Source organism: Pantoea sp. BAV 3049 (genome assembly GCF_009765445.1).
Lineage (GTDB): Bacteria > Pseudomonadota > Gammaproteobacteria > Enterobacterales > Enterobacteriaceae > Erwinia.
Map to the genome: position 1 here is coordinate 4528736 of NZ_WHOY01000031.1, position 13777 is coordinate 4542512.

Annotated in this window: 15 protein-coding genes; 9 read left to right on the top strand and 6 right to left on the bottom strand. The window is 54.1% G+C overall.

Annotated elements, in window-relative coordinates:
- Nucleotides 1-104 precede the first annotated feature (104 nt).
- Together ftnA and GSQ70_RS22415 are read right to left on the bottom strand one after the other, a co-directional pair.
- Nucleotides 105-614, bottom strand: a complete 510-nt coding sequence (ftnA, locus tag GSQ70_RS22410; RefSeq protein WP_158784575.1) for a non-heme ferritin — start codon at nucleotides 612-614, stop codon at nucleotides 105-107.
- A 284-nt stretch (nucleotides 615-898) separates the two neighbouring features.
- The gene (locus tag GSQ70_RS22415) at nucleotides 899-1795 is read right to left on the bottom strand and encodes a sugar-binding transcriptional regulator (RefSeq protein ID WP_158784576.1); all 897 of its coding nucleotides are present in this window, start codon (nucleotides 1793-1795) and stop codon (nucleotides 899-901) included.
- A gap of 267 nt (nucleotides 1796-2062) precedes the next feature.
- Here GSQ70_RS22415 and GSQ70_RS22420 point away from each other — a divergent pair, with 267 nt between their 5' ends.
- From GSQ70_RS22420 to GSQ70_RS22450, 7 genes are all read left to right on the top strand, one after another.
- Entirely contained in the window at nucleotides 2063-3004 is a 942-nt protein-coding gene (locus tag GSQ70_RS22420) for a tagatose-bisphosphate aldolase (RefSeq protein ID WP_158784577.1), read from the top strand.
- Nucleotides 2997-3587 carry an AAA family ATPase gene (locus tag GSQ70_RS22425; protein WP_158784578.1) on the top strand — a complete coding sequence of 197 codons (591 nt, stop codon included), beginning with the start codon at nucleotides 2997-2999 and terminating at the stop codon, nucleotides 3585-3587. The genes GSQ70_RS22420 and GSQ70_RS22425 overlap by 8 nt, the downstream gene beginning before the upstream one ends.
- Nucleotides 3588-3820: 233 nt before the next feature.
- Nucleotides 3821-4264, top strand: a complete 444-nt coding sequence (locus GSQ70_RS22430) for a PTS sugar transporter subunit IIA (RefSeq protein ID WP_158784579.1) — start codon at nucleotides 3821-3823, stop codon at nucleotides 4262-4264.
- Between the two features lie 12 nt (nucleotides 4265-4276).
- Nucleotides 4277-5266 carry a 6-phosphofructokinase gene (locus tag GSQ70_RS22435; RefSeq protein WP_158784580.1) on the top strand — a complete coding sequence of 330 codons (990 nt, stop codon included), beginning with the start codon at nucleotides 4277-4279 and terminating at the stop codon, nucleotides 5264-5266.
- 10 nt (nucleotides 5267-5276) lie between these two features.
- Nucleotides 5277-5576: a PTS sugar transporter subunit IIB gene (locus GSQ70_RS22440; RefSeq protein WP_034890987.1), complete on the top strand. Its 300-nt coding sequence runs from the start codon at nucleotides 5277-5279 to the stop codon at nucleotides 5574-5576.
- Nucleotides 5577-5626: 50 nt separating this feature from the next.
- Nucleotides 5627-6892 (top strand): PTS sugar transporter subunit IIC, encoded by a 1266-nt coding sequence (locus tag GSQ70_RS22445; protein WP_158784581.1) that lies wholly within the window; start codon nucleotides 5627-5629, stop codon nucleotides 6890-6892.
- A gap of 9 nt (nucleotides 6893-6901) precedes the next feature.
- Entirely contained in the window at nucleotides 6902-7207 is a 306-nt protein-coding gene (locus GSQ70_RS22450) for a hypothetical protein (RefSeq protein ID WP_158784582.1), read from the top strand.
- A 255-nt stretch (nucleotides 7208-7462) separates the two neighbouring features.
- Here GSQ70_RS22450 and GSQ70_RS22455 read toward each other — a convergent pair whose 3' ends face one another.
- Nucleotides 7463-7681: a helix-turn-helix domain-containing protein gene (locus GSQ70_RS22455; RefSeq protein ID WP_158784583.1), complete on the bottom strand. Its 219-nt coding sequence runs from the start codon at nucleotides 7679-7681 to the stop codon at nucleotides 7463-7465.
- 129 nt (nucleotides 7682-7810) lie between these two features.
- Here GSQ70_RS22455 and GSQ70_RS22460 point away from each other — a divergent pair, with 129 nt between their 5' ends.
- Nucleotides 7811-8032, top strand: a complete 222-nt coding sequence (locus GSQ70_RS22460; RefSeq protein ID WP_158784584.1) for a helix-turn-helix transcriptional regulator — start codon at nucleotides 7811-7813, stop codon at nucleotides 8030-8032.
- Nucleotides 8033-8127: 95 nt separating this feature from the next.
- Here the strand turns inward: GSQ70_RS22460 and GSQ70_RS22465 are convergent, their stop codons facing one another.
- Complete coding sequence (locus tag GSQ70_RS22465; protein WP_233268443.1) at nucleotides 8128-9339, bottom strand: MFS transporter; 1212 nt, start codon at nucleotides 9337-9339, stop codon at nucleotides 8128-8130.
- A gap of 102 nt (nucleotides 9340-9441) precedes the next feature.
- Here GSQ70_RS22465 and GSQ70_RS22470 point away from each other — a divergent pair, with 102 nt between their 5' ends.
- Nucleotides 9442-10374 carry a LysR family transcriptional regulator gene (locus GSQ70_RS22470; protein ID WP_158784585.1) on the top strand — a complete coding sequence of 311 codons (933 nt, stop codon included), beginning with the start codon at nucleotides 9442-9444 and terminating at the stop codon, nucleotides 10372-10374.
- Nucleotides 10375-10405: 31 nt separating this feature from the next.
- Here the strand turns inward: GSQ70_RS22470 and GSQ70_RS22475 are convergent, their stop codons facing one another.
- The gene (locus tag GSQ70_RS22475) at nucleotides 10406-12070 is read right to left on the bottom strand and encodes a methyl-accepting chemotaxis protein (protein ID WP_304623059.1); all 1665 of its coding nucleotides are present in this window, start codon (nucleotides 12068-12070) and stop codon (nucleotides 10406-10408) included.
- Between the two features lie 101 nt (nucleotides 12071-12171).
- Nucleotides 12172-13674 carry a sugar porter family MFS transporter gene (locus tag GSQ70_RS22480; protein WP_158784586.1) on the bottom strand — a complete coding sequence of 501 codons (1503 nt, stop codon included), beginning with the start codon at nucleotides 13672-13674 and terminating at the stop codon, nucleotides 12172-12174.
- Nucleotides 13675-13777 lie beyond the last annotated feature (103 nt).

Consider the following 13777-nt stretch of genomic DNA (forward strand, 5'->3'; position numbering starts at 1 on the left):
AAAAAAGGAGGCGATAGCCTCCTTTTTTTATTGCTGACCGGTTTGTCAGACTACGACTTCATTCACCGCACTGAGCACCGTCAATAAGCCAGCGTGCCGGTTTCTTAAACCTGTGGATCGCTGCCGGTGCTCATCTTCATCAGATCTTTATCCACGAAGAACAGCGCTTCGCCGCTGTTACCCACCAGAGCCAGTTTATCCAGTACTGATTTGAACAGCTTCTCTTCTTCGTGCTGCTCAGCCACATACCACTGCAGGAAATTAAAGGTGGAGTAGTCCTGCGTGGTCATTGCTGCGTGCACCAGTTCGTTAATTTTGACGGTGATCAGCTGCTCGTGCTGGTAAGCCTGCTCCAGCACTTCGTTAAGTGAGTTAAAGGTCACTGGCGGAGCGGCGATGGTGCCCAGAACCGGCATGGCTCCGGTGTCGCTCAGGTAGTTAAACAGGCGCTGCATGTGCTGCATCTCTTCTACAGAGTGCTCACGCAGGAACGCGGCTGCGCCTTCAAAACCTTTATCGGCACACCAGGCACTCATCTGTAAATAAAGATTGGCGGAGAAGAATTCAAGATTTAACTGGTCGTTCAGCTTTGCGGTCATGTCGGTGGTCAGCATAGCAGCTCCATAATTAAGCAGGTATTTATAAAAAATAGTTGTACGTATTATGCACGGCTGTTGCAAAAATAAAAACCGTTTACCTGTTTTTTTATGCAGAATTTGTTGAGCTTAACGTTATGAAAGATAAGTGATAATTATTATCGCCGTAATCTGAATTATTCCATTTTTTAAATGGTTTTGATAACCATTCTTATTATTGAATGGGGGGATATATTATAAAAAAATAAATAAACTCATATGGAGACGATATTTTTCCTCCCCCATAAGGGAGAGGAACAGATTTATTCCACCATCAGGCGATCGAGAATGGCCTGAGCCGTTTTCACATCGGTGACCAGCGAATTGATCATCCCCGAGCGGACAGCACCAATAATCCCGGCGGCTTTCTCTGGGGTGGCGGCAACGCCAATGGTCAGCGGCGTGTTGCGCAGCTGGGCAGGAGAGGCGGCAATCATTCCTTCCTCGCCTTCCCAGTGCAGGATCTCGCCCTCTTCCGTCACATAGTGGCGCAGCACATCCCCTGCGGCATGGCTCAGCGCCTGCTCATCCGCGGTTGCGGTAGTGGTTTCCGCCGGAGCCGGAGTGTGCGTCAGCCCGACGCCAACAATCGCCACGTCGAGGTTATCCCACAGTGAAATAATTTGCTGCACGCCCGGATCGCACAGGAACGCATCGCGCAGCATTGGCGAGGAAATGTACGGAGCATGCAGGAAATGCGGCATCCCGCCCATCAGCTCTGCAGCCTGGCGCACAAACTCGTTGATCTGGAAATGCGCTGCCGCCTGCTGCATTCCGCCGTTCAGCGCCACTGTCAGCACGCCAGGCAAGCGCGGCAGGCCAGCCATGGTCACTTCACGCACGGCACGTCCCCAGCCTATCCCTACCACTGAACCGGCAGTCAGCCCCGACTGCTGCAGCAATCCGGCCAGCGGCGTGGCCAGCGATCCCAGCACGTTGGTCGGCGGCGGCTCGACAACCGCAGCGTTTTTCAGCCCCAGGCGCTGAATAAGATCGGCGGTGATCTCTTCCGGAGAAGTGAGTTCGACCACCTCAATGCGCACGATCCCCGCCTGCCGGGCCTTATTCAGCAGACGCGAGATTGTGGCGGTGGACACCCCTAACTTTTTGGCAATGTCGACCTGCGCCATATCTGACTGATAGTGCAGCTTTGCCACCATATGCATCATCGCCCGCGTGGTAGCGGCGTCTTGTAAAAGAGGTTCTTTCAGCTTGAAATTCCTTTCTGCAATGTATTACACTCAGTTCATCGATTGGGGGATTATTGCGCAACAACCGTTAAATTGCAATGCGTAAACCCGGCAAAAACCCTGACAGGACGCCATGTTGACGGCCTTGTTGGCACCGCCGGGGAGACGGAACGGCAGCAAGAGAAAAGAGGCAGTAACCGTGTTTTAAAACCTGAAAACAGAACCTGGGAGAAACAAATGTCACACATGTCCACTTCAGAACTGCGTGGTTATCAGCAAATTTGCGGCCGCAATGGCGCGATGTTAGTTATCGCCTGCGACCAGCGTGGCGCGATGCGCAGCTTACTCACTTCCGACACTGAGCAGCAGAAAGCGATTTCTGAAAAGCAACTGGGCCGCATCAAGGCGGATATCACGCAATATCTTGCAAGCCAGGCTTCCTGCGTGCTGGTCGATCCGGTTTGTGCCGTGCCTGACCTGGTGGACGACGGTGTCATCGCCCGCGATACCGCGCTGTTGATCGGACTGGATGCCTCTGGCTGGGACACCACTCCGGAGGGGTATCGCAACTCGCGCCTGGTAGAGGGCATTAATGCCCGCCGCGTCAGAGAGCTGGGTGGCAATGGCGGCAAAATCATGGTCTATCTGCGTGCCGACCGTCCGGAGGCTAACGAACATAATCTGGCTATTCTCCGCCACTGTGTGGAAGACTTTGCCCGCGAAGATCTGCTGCTGGTGGTGGAGTTCCTGACCTATCCACTGGAAGGGGAAAGCGATGCCGACTATAAAAGTAAAGTTCCTTCCCTGATTTTCGAAGGCACCAAACTGTCGCTGGAATGCGGTGCGAAAGTGCTGAAAATTCCTTATCCGGGATCGGCAAAAGACTGTGCTGCCATTACTGAACTGGCTGGCGAGGTGCCGTGGGCCGTGCTGTCAGCGGGTGTTGACCACACCACCTTCCTCGGACAGGTCGCCGATGCAATGAGCAACGGGGCTTCCGGAGTCATTGCCGGCAGGGCATTATGGAAAGACTGCATTTCGCTGGATCGTAACGTGACGCGGGAAAAACTGGAAACCTTAGCGGTGCCAAGGTTGAGAGAGATTCAGGCGGTAATCGGAAAGTATTTCTCTCCATCGGAACAACAATCAGCAACCCGCGAGGAGCAGGTGAATGTCTGAAGGGCAACTGGCAAGCCAGAGTAACGTCTTGCGTAATGGCAAGCGCGTGGTGATGGTGAATGGCATCCCCGCCTCGGGTAAAAGCAGCATAGCCAGAGAGCTGGCAACAGCGACAGGCTGGCCCATCCTGTCTGTTGACGGGATCAAGGAGCCTTTTATGCGCCAGCTTGAGCATGTGGATCGCGCGCTGAACCGTCGTCTCGGCATCGCCAGCTATCAGGCCATCTGGTCTGTGATTGCCAACGCCCCGCAGGGTTGTACCTTTATTGTTGATGCCTGGTTTGGCTTCCAGCCAAAAGAGAACCTGGTCAGTTTTCTGCATGAAGCGCAGGTGACTGCGGTGGCGGAGATCTGGTGCCAGCTTCCTGGTGAACTGGCCGCTCAGCGGTATGAGTCGCGACTGGCAAATCGCTTGCCTGGTCATCCGGGTGCGGAGTATATCCCGGAACTGATTGCACTGGCAGAACGTGCTGAGCCGATGCGACTGGGGCCTGTTTATATTGCCGATCAGACCAAAACAGCGGAACCCAATAATTTACTGAATTGGACCCGCGAGGTGTTATCAACAATTAATTATAAATAATTAGTTTCTCACTGAAATAGTGAGTAAGAAACATCCTAAATAAATTTATTTATTAATATTCTCCGTGCTGGTTTTGTTTTATAACCAGCGAGATACAGTGGTTATAGTAAATTAATTGCCCTTTCGACATCGAAAATGTTTTATTTAATTTTCAAATGGGTAAGTAGATCACGTTTTTATTTACGTCCGGTAAGTATATTAAATAAACGCCTGATTTTAATATAAGGATGACTATGCTGACTGACTGGATTAATGAAACTAATCTAAATATGCGAACATATGTTGAAGACTGGCAGCAGGCCGTGTCGCTGGCGCTCCAACCGATGGTTGAGGCCGGTGACGTAGAGCCACGCTACCTGCAAGCGATTTATGATATGCATCGGGAAATAGGTCCTTATTATGTTTTAGGCGAGGGCATTGCGATGCCTCATGCCAGACCAGAGGAAGGCGTAATTAAGACGGCACTGTCTCTCCTGATTATTTCAGAAGGGGTAAGTTTTAATAGTCCTGACAATGATCCGGTTTATGTTGTGTTCGCTCTGGCCGCCGTTGACAGTCATTCTCATATTGAAATGATTGCCAGTCTCTCACAGCTTTTTTGTGAAGAAGAAACGGTTGTGAAATTAAGAAATGCCCGAACTAAGCAGGACGTATTGGCTATTCTTGGCCAGTTCTGAATGTGAGTCATCATGAAAAGAATCGCTATTATTGCCAGCGGCGGAGATGCCGCAGGGATTAATTCGGCCATTTTACCGCTTATCCAGCAGGATAATTATGCAGTAGTGGCATTTCATGGAGGCTATGACGGCATTGTGCAGCAGGACGCTTTTACCCTGATGCCGGAGCAGGTGAGGGAGGCCGTTGCCAGCAACCGCAATTTGTTGCGCAGCGCCCGCAGTCAGCTGCCCTGGCAGGCCGAAGGTCGGCGGCAAATTCGTCAGCGGCTGAAGAGTCTGGCGATTGATGTGCTGGTGGTCTTTGGCGGTGGCGGCTCGCTGCAGGCGGCAAATCTGCTGAATGAAGAGGGCCAGCCAACGCTGCTGTTACCGATGACGATTGACAACGACATTGGTTACACGGAGTACACGCTGGGTTTTGGCAGCGCGGTGGCCGTGGTCACTCAGGCGCTGGATCAGCTGCACGGCACGGCTCATAACATGCCGGGACGCATTTATATGCTGGAAGCGTTTGGTGCGGAAAGCGGGCATGTCGCGCTCAGTGGAGCACTGGCAGGTGCGGCACACGCGGTGATCCTGCCGGAGCATCCGGTTGACTGGCTGTGGTTGCTCACCAGGCTGAAGGGATGCATGGCCGGGCCTTATGGCTATGGAATTGTGGTTTGCGCGGAAGGCAGTGCAGCCAGCAAGGCGGTAGTGGGGAGTCAGGGAGGATCTCTGGCATTGGGTCAACAGATTGCTGCCGCGCTGGATGCGCCGGTGCGGCATACGCTGCCGGGTTACTGTCAGCGTGCAGCGATCCCGGTGGTGGAAGATCGGCTGGCCGCCGTGGCATTGGGTCACTCTGTGCTGCAGGCGGTGCGGGAGGGAAACACAGGAGTCGCGATCGGGATGGCGAGGGGCAGAACGCTGAGCGTGCCGCTGCGGGAGATCGCAAAAGAGAAACGGCAATTAGATCCGCATTTAGTGGTAGCGGCAAGAAACCTACAGATGATCAACTAAGGAATACCTGATGAAAAAGTTATCTATTCTTGCAGTTTGCGGGGCCGGGCTGGGCAGCAGCTTCGCCTGTGAAATGAGCATTGAAGCCGCCCTGAAAGATCTGGGTGTCGATGCGGATTTATCCCACTGTGATATCTCCAGCGCGACGTCCTCCCGGGCCGATATTATTATGACCGGTGAAAACTTCCGCTCGCAGTTTCAGCACTACACCATTAATTCGACCATTATTTATCTCAAACGGCTGGTCGATAAAAATGAAATCAAAACCAAGCTGGAACCGATCCTAAAAGAAAAAGGCTATCTGAATTAATTTTTTTATTAATTTATCCGTTTACTGTGGAAGAAAACAGGGGACTCTCTATGTCTTTCCTTACCTTTATTGTACACGACGTACTCGGGCAGGCATCAATACTGATCTCATTGATTGCGATGATTGGCCTGATTTCATTGAAGAAAAGTCCCGGTCAGGTGATCACCGGTACGCTGAAAACGCTGCTGGGCTTTTTAGTGTTACTGGCCGGTGCCAACATTATTGTGGCGACCTTAACCTTCCTGGGGGAAATATTCCAGAAAGGCTTCAATATGCGCGGTGTGGTGACCGATGTGGGATCTATCGCCGGGATAGCACAGCAAACGTTGGGGCGTGAGACGGCGTTAATTATGGTTATTGCCTTTATTGTTAATATTGCCATCGCCCGTTTCACCCGCTTCAAATATATTTTCCTGACCGGGCAGGCCTCGTTGTGGATGGCAACCGTCTGTTCGGTGATCGGCTATATGGGCGGCTTACGCGGCGTCGAGCTGATCGTGCTGGGCGGGGTTATTGCCGGTCTGATGGCGGTCTTTATGCCTGCGCTGGCACAGCCAATCGTGCGTAAAATTACCGGTGGCGACGATATCGCGCTTGGGCATTTCTGTACCGTCGGCTACATCGTGCAGGCTGGCGTGGCGAAGGTAACCGGGGATGCCAGCAAAAGTACCGAGGATCTGGAGCTGCCGCAGGCGCTCTCTTTCCTGCAGGATACTTACCTGTCGATGATGGTAGTGATGATCCCGATCTATCTGATCCCGGCCATTGCGGCGGGTCCGGAAGTGGTGGCGGCGTCCTCTAACGGCGTAAACTATCTGGTTTACTCCTTCCTGCAGGCGATTCAGTTTGTGGTCGGTGTCTATGTCCTGCTGTCCGGTGTTCGTCTGCTGCTGGCCGAAATCGTTCCGGCGTTCCGGGGTATCGCGCTGCGCATCGTGCCTAATGCCGTTCCGGCGCTCGACTGCCCGGTGCTGTTTCCCTATGCGCCAAACGCGGTCATTATCGGCTTTATCTCCACTACCATTGGCTCGGTGATTGGCATGTTCCTGTTCCCGTGGGTGGGGCTGGCGATGATCCTGCCGGGTATGCTGACTAACTTCTTTGCTGGCGGTACGGCGGGTATTTTTGCCAATGCTGTTGGCGGCCGTCGTGGCGCGATTATCGGCGGTGTATTCCATGGGCTGTTTATCACCCTGCTGCCGGCGCTGTTGCTGCCGCTGCTGGGCCAGTACGGTATGTCCAACGTGACCTTCAGTGACTCGGATGTGATCAGTGTCGGGCTGATATTCGGGCACATACTCAACTTCTTCCATTAAGGAGACGTTATGGATCAGGCAATTGCAGAGATTATCCAGCAGGGGCTTCCGGCAAAAGAGTGTGCCACTGCCCTCAACGAGCTGGGCAAACAGTATCAGGAGCAGCAGCAGACCGACAGTGCGATCCTCTGCTGGGAAAAAAGCGTCGAGTGTTATGGCAAACCCGGTTTTGCCCAGGCGCAGCTGATGAAGGCTTACAATGCCAAACGTCGTGAATGCTCACAAACGGGCGATAGCGCGGGAGTTGAACTCTATTCGGTCAAAATTGATGGTCTGATGCAGCAAAGCAAAGACGCTATCCGCTACGGTTTTTAGCCGAAAGAAAGCTGAGCGGCCACTCTACCGCTCAGCTTTTTCGTTGATGATATTTAAACGAGCCGGTTGATGAATTAAGAACCGGCCCTTTTAAGCTCTCTCAGGCATGTTTGAGATTGCAACAGTGATAAGGAATTTTGTGGGCGGGATTACAGGTGGCCATTTCATTTTTTATTAGAGAGTTATTGTTCATTTGTTTTGGAATTTATGGGATTTATCAGATTTGTTTTTTGATTGTTTGTTATGACAGGCTATTTAAAATTCAATCAGATTTTTAATTTCAATACCTAATCCGTCGGCCAGAATGGCGATCACTTCCAGCGTCGGATTACGTAAACCTCTTTCAATTCCACTGACATAGGTGCGATCAAGTCCGCATTTATGCGCAAATGCTTCCTGCGACAAGCCCGCCTGCAGTCTGAGAAATTTCACCCTTTTTCCAAAAAGGATTTTTGTAGTATGCAATTTTTCCATGCGCTCAGCATTGCGTTTTGAAGTCTATTAGTCCACGGACTATCAGTCACATTTGAAAAGTGTCTTGGAATAATAGTGACTCATAGTCCACAATCAGGATCTTTTTTTAGACTAATACTGAGATGAATTATGAGTACAAAGGACTGGCATCCCGCAGATATAATTGCGGGACTGCGAAAAAAAGGAACCACGTTGTCTGCATTATCCCGGGATTGCGGGTTGGCATCGTCTACTCTGGCTAATGCACTGCGTCGTCCGTGGCCTAAAGGGGAAAAGTTAATCGCTGCGGCACTGAATGAAAAGCCGGAAAACATCTGGCCAACACGCTATCTGAAAAAAAGAGCGGACTGATGCCGCATAGTCCTGCTCCTGCTCCTGCTGTTAGCGCTGAGCGTAAAATTTGGTCTGCAGGCACCGGAAAGCCAGGCGCTTTCCGGCATCCGTCGCTACTCAGCTGAGGGCTGGCGGTCTGCCGCAGGGGTTATTTTTCCCCTCATGCGCACCATCATGCTGGCAAAACCGCTTACCGTCAGCAGGATTGCCACGCCCTGCCAGCCTGCGTGTTCAAGGATGGCGCTACCAAGTGCTGAACCCAGCGCCATGCCGATAAACACTCCGGTAAACATCAGCGCGTTCAACCGGCTGCGGGCTGCGGGTTCAAGACTGAAGATAATCGACTGGTGCGATACCAGGGTCGACTGGACGCCAAAATCAAAGCCAATAGCGGAGACAACGATCAACGCCAGCTGGTAAGGCGCAGGCAGCAGCGGCAGCATGAACATCAGCGCAAACGACACGGTGGCTAAAGTGGTGCCAATGCGGGTGACCCGCTCCGGGCCGCGACGGTCGGCCAGCGAGCCTGCCAGCGGTGCAGCCAGCGCACCTGCAGCCCCGGCCAGACCGAAGGTTCCGGCAGTGGCGCTGCCCAACTGATAGGTGTCATGCAGCATCACTGCCAGCGTTGACCAGAAGGCACTGAAACCCACTGACAGCAGCCCCTGCGCCAGAGTTGCGCGACGCAGAGGAGCATAATCGCGCCACAGATGACGCATTGAGGCCAGCAGCGCCGGATAACTCATGGTGGTTGCCGGTGGGATGGAGGGCAGCCTGCTCAGGATGAGCGTGATCCCTGCCACCATCACTGCAGCAGTGAAGAACATTGTGCGCCAGCCAAAGTATTCCGCCACAAAACCGCTCAGCACGCGAGAGAGCAGAATACCCAGCAGCAGCCCGGTCATCACTGTTCCGACGGTTTTGCCCCGCTGCGCGGCGGGAGCGAGCATGGCGGAGGCTGGCACGATATCCTGCGCCATGGTTGCCGCAATTCCCACGGCAAGGCTGGCGGTAAGCAGCATGCCGATGCCACCGCTGAAAGCGCTGAGCAGCAGTGCCAGAGTTAATATCACCCCTTTCAGCGAAATAATCTGCCGCCGGTCATGGCGGTCACCCAGTGGGGCGAGCAACAGGATCCCCAGAGCATAGCCAATCTGGGTAAGCGTCGGGACCAGCCCCACGGTGGTTACGGCGGCATGCAGCTCGTTGACTAAAATCCCCAGCATTGGCTGACTGTAATAAAGGGAGGCCACGCTGAAACCCGCACCGGTGGCGAGCATCAGAACGGTGCTTCCTGCAACAGGCCGTTCGATTGTCTGTGTCATGGAGAGGGTCTCTGGATTTAAATGAGAATATGATCACATTTTTACCGCAATAACTGGAAAGCGGTAGTTGCCTGTACGGTAAAACTGTTATACGCTTTGCGCATGAAAGATTCGCAGCTGTCAGGCATTGACCGTATAGAGTTGATGCAAACGTTTATTCGCATTGTGGAAGCGGGCAGTTTGTCTGCCGCCGCCGTGCGTCTGAATACCACTCAGCCCACCATCAGCCGCCGTTTACAGTCGCTGGAGCGGCTGCTTGGCCTGAGACTGGTCCAGCGCACCACCCACGTGATGAAACTGACTGAGGATGGCGAGCGCTGTTTTGCTCATGCGCAGGCGCTGATTGAGAGCTGGCGCAAAATCGAAGACGATCTGCGTGGGGCTACCGAGGAGCCCAGAGGGGTATTAAGGGTGCTGGTTCCTCATGCATTTGGTCAGGACCAGATGATTGCGCCGCTGCAGGAGTATCTGCGGCGCTATCCGAAGATGACCGTGGAGTGGATGCTCAGTGACCGGCGGCCGGACTTTATTGCCGAGGGTATTGACTGTGCAGTACATGTGGGCGCGATAACCGATCCCTCGGTGGTAGCGTTACTGGTAGCGGAAGTTCCGCGAATTGTGGTGGCCGTGCCGGAGCTGTTTGCCGGGCGAACGGTCCCGGATGATCCTGCAGAATTGTCGGATCTGCCGTGGGTGGCGTTAAGCACATTCTATCGTCAGCAGGTGCTGCTGAGCAGTGCTGCAGGAGAGACGCTGCAGATCGACATCCGCCCGAGATTATTTACCGACAGCCTGTATGCGCTACGAAACAGCGTACTGGCGGGGATGGGAGTGGGGATCGCCTCATCCTGGGTAGTGAAGGAAGACATTGCCGCAGGCCAGCTGCTGCATCTCTTTCCGGACTGGCACGCGCAGCCGTTGCCGGTGTATCTGGTCTACCCGTGGGCGCGTTTTTATCCTGCCAGACTGCGTAAATTTCTGGATCAGATGCGGGAAGTGTTGCCTGCGCTCGGTGGAACGCAGGCTCCGGCATAATCACCGCCCTGCGGCAACAGGGGGGCTCAAATCAGAACGTTTCCCAGTTGCCTTCATCGGCCACTGCGGCTTTGCGCGGCGTGATGAGCGGCTTCGGTACTGTGGTGACCACATTGCTCACGGCAGGCGCAACGCTGCGGGTGCCAATTTTGAACACCGCCACGGCCTGAGACAGGCGGCTGGCCTGCTCTTCCAGCGAAGCGGAAGCGGCGGCTGACTCCTGTACCAGCGAGGCGTTCTGCTGGGTTACGCGATCCATTTCTGTGACGGCCTGACCAATCTGGTCGATACCCCGGCTTTGCTCATCCGAGGCGGAGGAAATTTCGCCCATGATATCGGTCACGCGGACCACGGCACCGACAATATCGTTCATGGTCTCCCCGGCGGTGGTCACCTGCAGGGAACCGGCATTGACGCGGCTGACCGAGGCTTCAATCAGCGTTTTGATCTCTTTCGCAGCCTGCGCGCTCCGCTGGGCCAGATTACGCACTTCACCCGCTACCACGGCAAATCCTCTGCCCTGCTCACCGGCACGGGCAGCTTCCACTGCCGCGTTGAGGGCCAGAATGTTTGTCTGGAAGGCGATCCCGTCAATCACGCTGGTAATATCGGCAATTTTCCGCGAACTGTCGGCAATCTCAGTCATGGTTTTTACCACGCCATCCACCACCTGACCGCCTTTCTCTGCCGTTTCGGAAGCGCTCTTCGCCAGCTGTGAGGCCTGACGGGCGTTTTCGGCGTTCTGCTTAACCGTTGCGGTCAGCTCTTCCATGCTGGCTGCAGTCTGCTCCAGCGAGGCGGCCTGTTGTTCGGTGCGCGCAGACAAATCGTTGTTGCCCATGGAAATTTCACTGGCACCGCTGTAGATAGCAGTAGAGCTGTCACGAACGTGGCCGACGGTGACGATCAGCGCCTGCTGCATCTGCGTCAGATTCGTTGCCAGCAAGGCCATTTCGCTGCGGCCCTCTACCACCAGCGTGGCCGAGAGATCGCCCGCCGCGATACCCTGAATATGTGCCATTACCTGCTTCAGTGGGGCCAGCAGCACGCCTTTAATCACGGCCCAGACGACGGCAACAAGCAGCAGCAGCATGATCACCACCCCGCCCAGGGTCCAGACCATATGACTGTAGCCCTGCTGGTTTTCATCCATGCCAACGGCAAGCAGCCCGGCGTTCTGTTTACGCCACTGGTTGTAGCTGGCTTCGAGATCGTCCTGCGCTTTCTGCGCATCCAGGTTGCCATAGGCTTCGTAGTTGTTGGCGCCAAGATACTGTATCGACATTTTCAGGGTGTCGTACATTTGTTGATAATGACTGGCAACGCTGCTGCTGAGTTCGTTGCTCTGTCCGGCCAGTGCCGGGGAATTTTTATAAAGAGAAAAATGCTGAGCCGCATCGTCCAGCGTAGCGGAAGCGGTGGACAGCAATTGCGCAATTGCCGCCTGGGAAGCGGCATCGGTCTGCTTTTTAAGCAGGCGGATGGCAACCCGGTTAATGGTGACCCGCGTTTTCACCAGCGTTTGCCAGGTATCGCTGAGCTGGCCCTGCTGACGGGTCAGATAGCTGGCGCGGATAAAGTTGTTTTTGTCCTGGTTAATGGCATTAAAAGAGAGCCCGCTGGAGATTAACAGCAGCCCACTGAAAACAATCAGCATGATGACAATGCTGGTGACGACCTTCATATTTTTAATCATGGTGCGAACTCTGTGTAGGGGGGGGACCGGTAAGATGGTTATCGGTAGAGAGTGGCGGGAACTTTAAGAAGAGCGCCCCGACTGATGCCGGGGCGGAATAATTATTGGCGGGAAACCTGCTTGTACTGCTGTTCTCCGCGTGGATAAAAATTGCCCTCTTTCAGCGAGGTTTCAATCTCTTCCAGCGAGCGGCCTTTGGTTTCCGGCATCATAAAGAAGATAAACAGGAAGCCGAGCAGGTTAAGCAGGGCATAGAACCACATCGCGCCGCCAATCCCCAGCAGGTTAACCGTGGAGAGCGCCGTGGCGGTGAGGAGCAGGTTCGAGCCCCACAGCATCGCCGCATGCAGGCTGCTGGCTTTTTCACGGATCCCCAGCGGGTAAACTTCCGATCCGATCAGCCAGCCAATTACCTGGATCCCGCCAGAGTTAAAGATCATAAAGCCGAACAGGCAGGTCACGATCAGATAACTGTGATGGCTGACGCCACCCGGCATGCGGAACACGGCTCCCAGCAGGATCAGGCTGATAATCGCTCCCGGCATCATCCACAGCGTTAATGTGCGGCGGCCCACATGGTCAATAACCAGCTTGCCGATCACCGTCAGCACCAGATAGATAGCCGCAATACCCAGTGCGGAGTGCAGGGCAGCATCACGGCTGAAACCTGCATTGGTCAGCAGCGTTGGCGTGTAGTAAATCATCATCTCAATACCGGAGAGCTGGGTAAACGCGGCGATCCCCAGTCCGACCAACAGCGCCGGACGCAGCCACGGCTGTTTCAGATCTTTCCAGCCGCCACGGGACTTACGTTCGACTTTATCGTGCACCCGCTGGATCGCACGGATCTCTCTGCGGACTTCACTCTCGGTTTCCCGTACCATATCCAGCGCGATATGGGCTTCTTTCAGGCGTTTTTTACTGACCAGCCAGCGTGGGCTTTCCGGTAAACGGATCATCCCCAGCAGCAGGATCAGCGCAGGGATAGCCGCGACGGAAAACATCACGCGCCACGACCAGATATCCTGCATAAAGGTGCCGACCAGTGCGGCAGTCAGGATGCCGATACCGATGGATATATTGAAAAATGTCACCAGGCGGCCGCGCTTTTCAGCCGGGGCCAGCTCTGCGATATAGACCGGCACGATCTGCGAAGCGCCGCCGACGGCAAAGCCCAGCACCAGACGGGCAACGCCCAGCCAGGTCGCGCTGGGAGATATGCCTGAAGCGATAACGCCTGCGGCAAAAATTCCCGCAACGATCATCACCGTGTAGCGACGGCCGAGCACGCCAGAAAGTTTACCGCAGGTCAGTGCACCAATAACGGCACCCACCAGAATGGCACTGGTCACCAGTTCCTGTGCATGCGGTGACAGGGAAAAATCGTGGCTTATTTGCAGCAGCGCGCCGGAGATAATTCCGGTATCATAACCATAGAGAAAACCGGCAATGGCGGAGATCATCGTTGCTGTTAATAAAAAGGCCTCTGCGCTCAGGAAAGGGATAATTTCACTGGGCGAACTTGCGGAAGTCTTTTCATTATTAGCGGCTGCTGTCAGACGTGGGTCCTGATGATTATCGGGTTCTTTTTTTAAAGCTGTCATAATTATCCTTGCCTGGTAATGTATTAAAATCAGTAGGGTAGCGAGGATGGATGCGACAGAACTTCTGTTGGCACTGCTCTCTGTTATTTCAGATCCACTCTAG

Bases quoted from the DNA above. Each gene is read 5' to 3' on its own strand.
- ftnA (WP_158784575.1), bottom strand. From the start codon at position 614: ATGCTGACCACCGACATGACCGCAAAGCTGAACGACCAGTTAAATCTT.
- GSQ70_RS22415 (WP_158784576.1), bottom strand. From the start codon at position 1,795: ATGGTGGCAAAGCTGCACTATCAGTCAGATATGGCGCAGGTCGACATT.
- GSQ70_RS22420 (WP_158784577.1), top strand. From the start codon at position 2,063: ATGTCACACATGTCCACTTCAGAACTGCGTGGTTATCAGCAAATTTGC.
- GSQ70_RS22425 (WP_158784578.1), top strand. From the start codon at position 2,997: ATGTCTGAAGGGCAACTGGCAAGCCAGAGTAACGTCTTGCGTAATGGC.
- GSQ70_RS22430 (WP_158784579.1), top strand. From the start codon at position 3,821: ATGCTGACTGACTGGATTAATGAAACTAATCTAAATATGCGAACATAT.
- GSQ70_RS22435 (WP_158784580.1), top strand. From the start codon at position 4,277: ATGAAAAGAATCGCTATTATTGCCAGCGGCGGAGATGCCGCAGGGATT.
- GSQ70_RS22440 (WP_034890987.1), top strand. From the start codon at position 5,277: ATGAAAAAGTTATCTATTCTTGCAGTTTGCGGGGCCGGGCTGGGCAGC.
- GSQ70_RS22445 (WP_158784581.1), top strand. From the start codon at position 5,627: ATGTCTTTCCTTACCTTTATTGTACACGACGTACTCGGGCAGGCATCA.
- GSQ70_RS22450 (WP_158784582.1), top strand. From the start codon at position 6,902: ATGGATCAGGCAATTGCAGAGATTATCCAGCAGGGGCTTCCGGCAAAA.
- GSQ70_RS22455 (WP_158784583.1), bottom strand. From the start codon at position 7,681: ATGGAAAAATTGCATACTACAAAAATCCTTTTTGGAAAAAGGGTGAAA.
- GSQ70_RS22460 (WP_158784584.1), top strand. From the start codon at position 7,811: ATGAGTACAAAGGACTGGCATCCCGCAGATATAATTGCGGGACTGCGA.
- GSQ70_RS22465 (WP_233268443.1), bottom strand. From the start codon at position 9,339: ATGACACAGACAATCGAACGGCCTGTTGCAGGAAGCACCGTTCTGATG.
- GSQ70_RS22470 (WP_158784585.1), top strand. From the start codon at position 9,442: ATGAAAGATTCGCAGCTGTCAGGCATTGACCGTATAGAGTTGATGCAA.
- GSQ70_RS22475 (WP_304623059.1), bottom strand. From the start codon at position 12,070: ATGATTAAAAATATGAAGGTCGTCACCAGCATTGTCATCATGCTGATT.
- GSQ70_RS22480 (WP_158784586.1), bottom strand. From the start codon at position 13,674: ATGACAGCTTTAAAAAAAGAACCCGATAATCATCAGGACCCACGTCTG.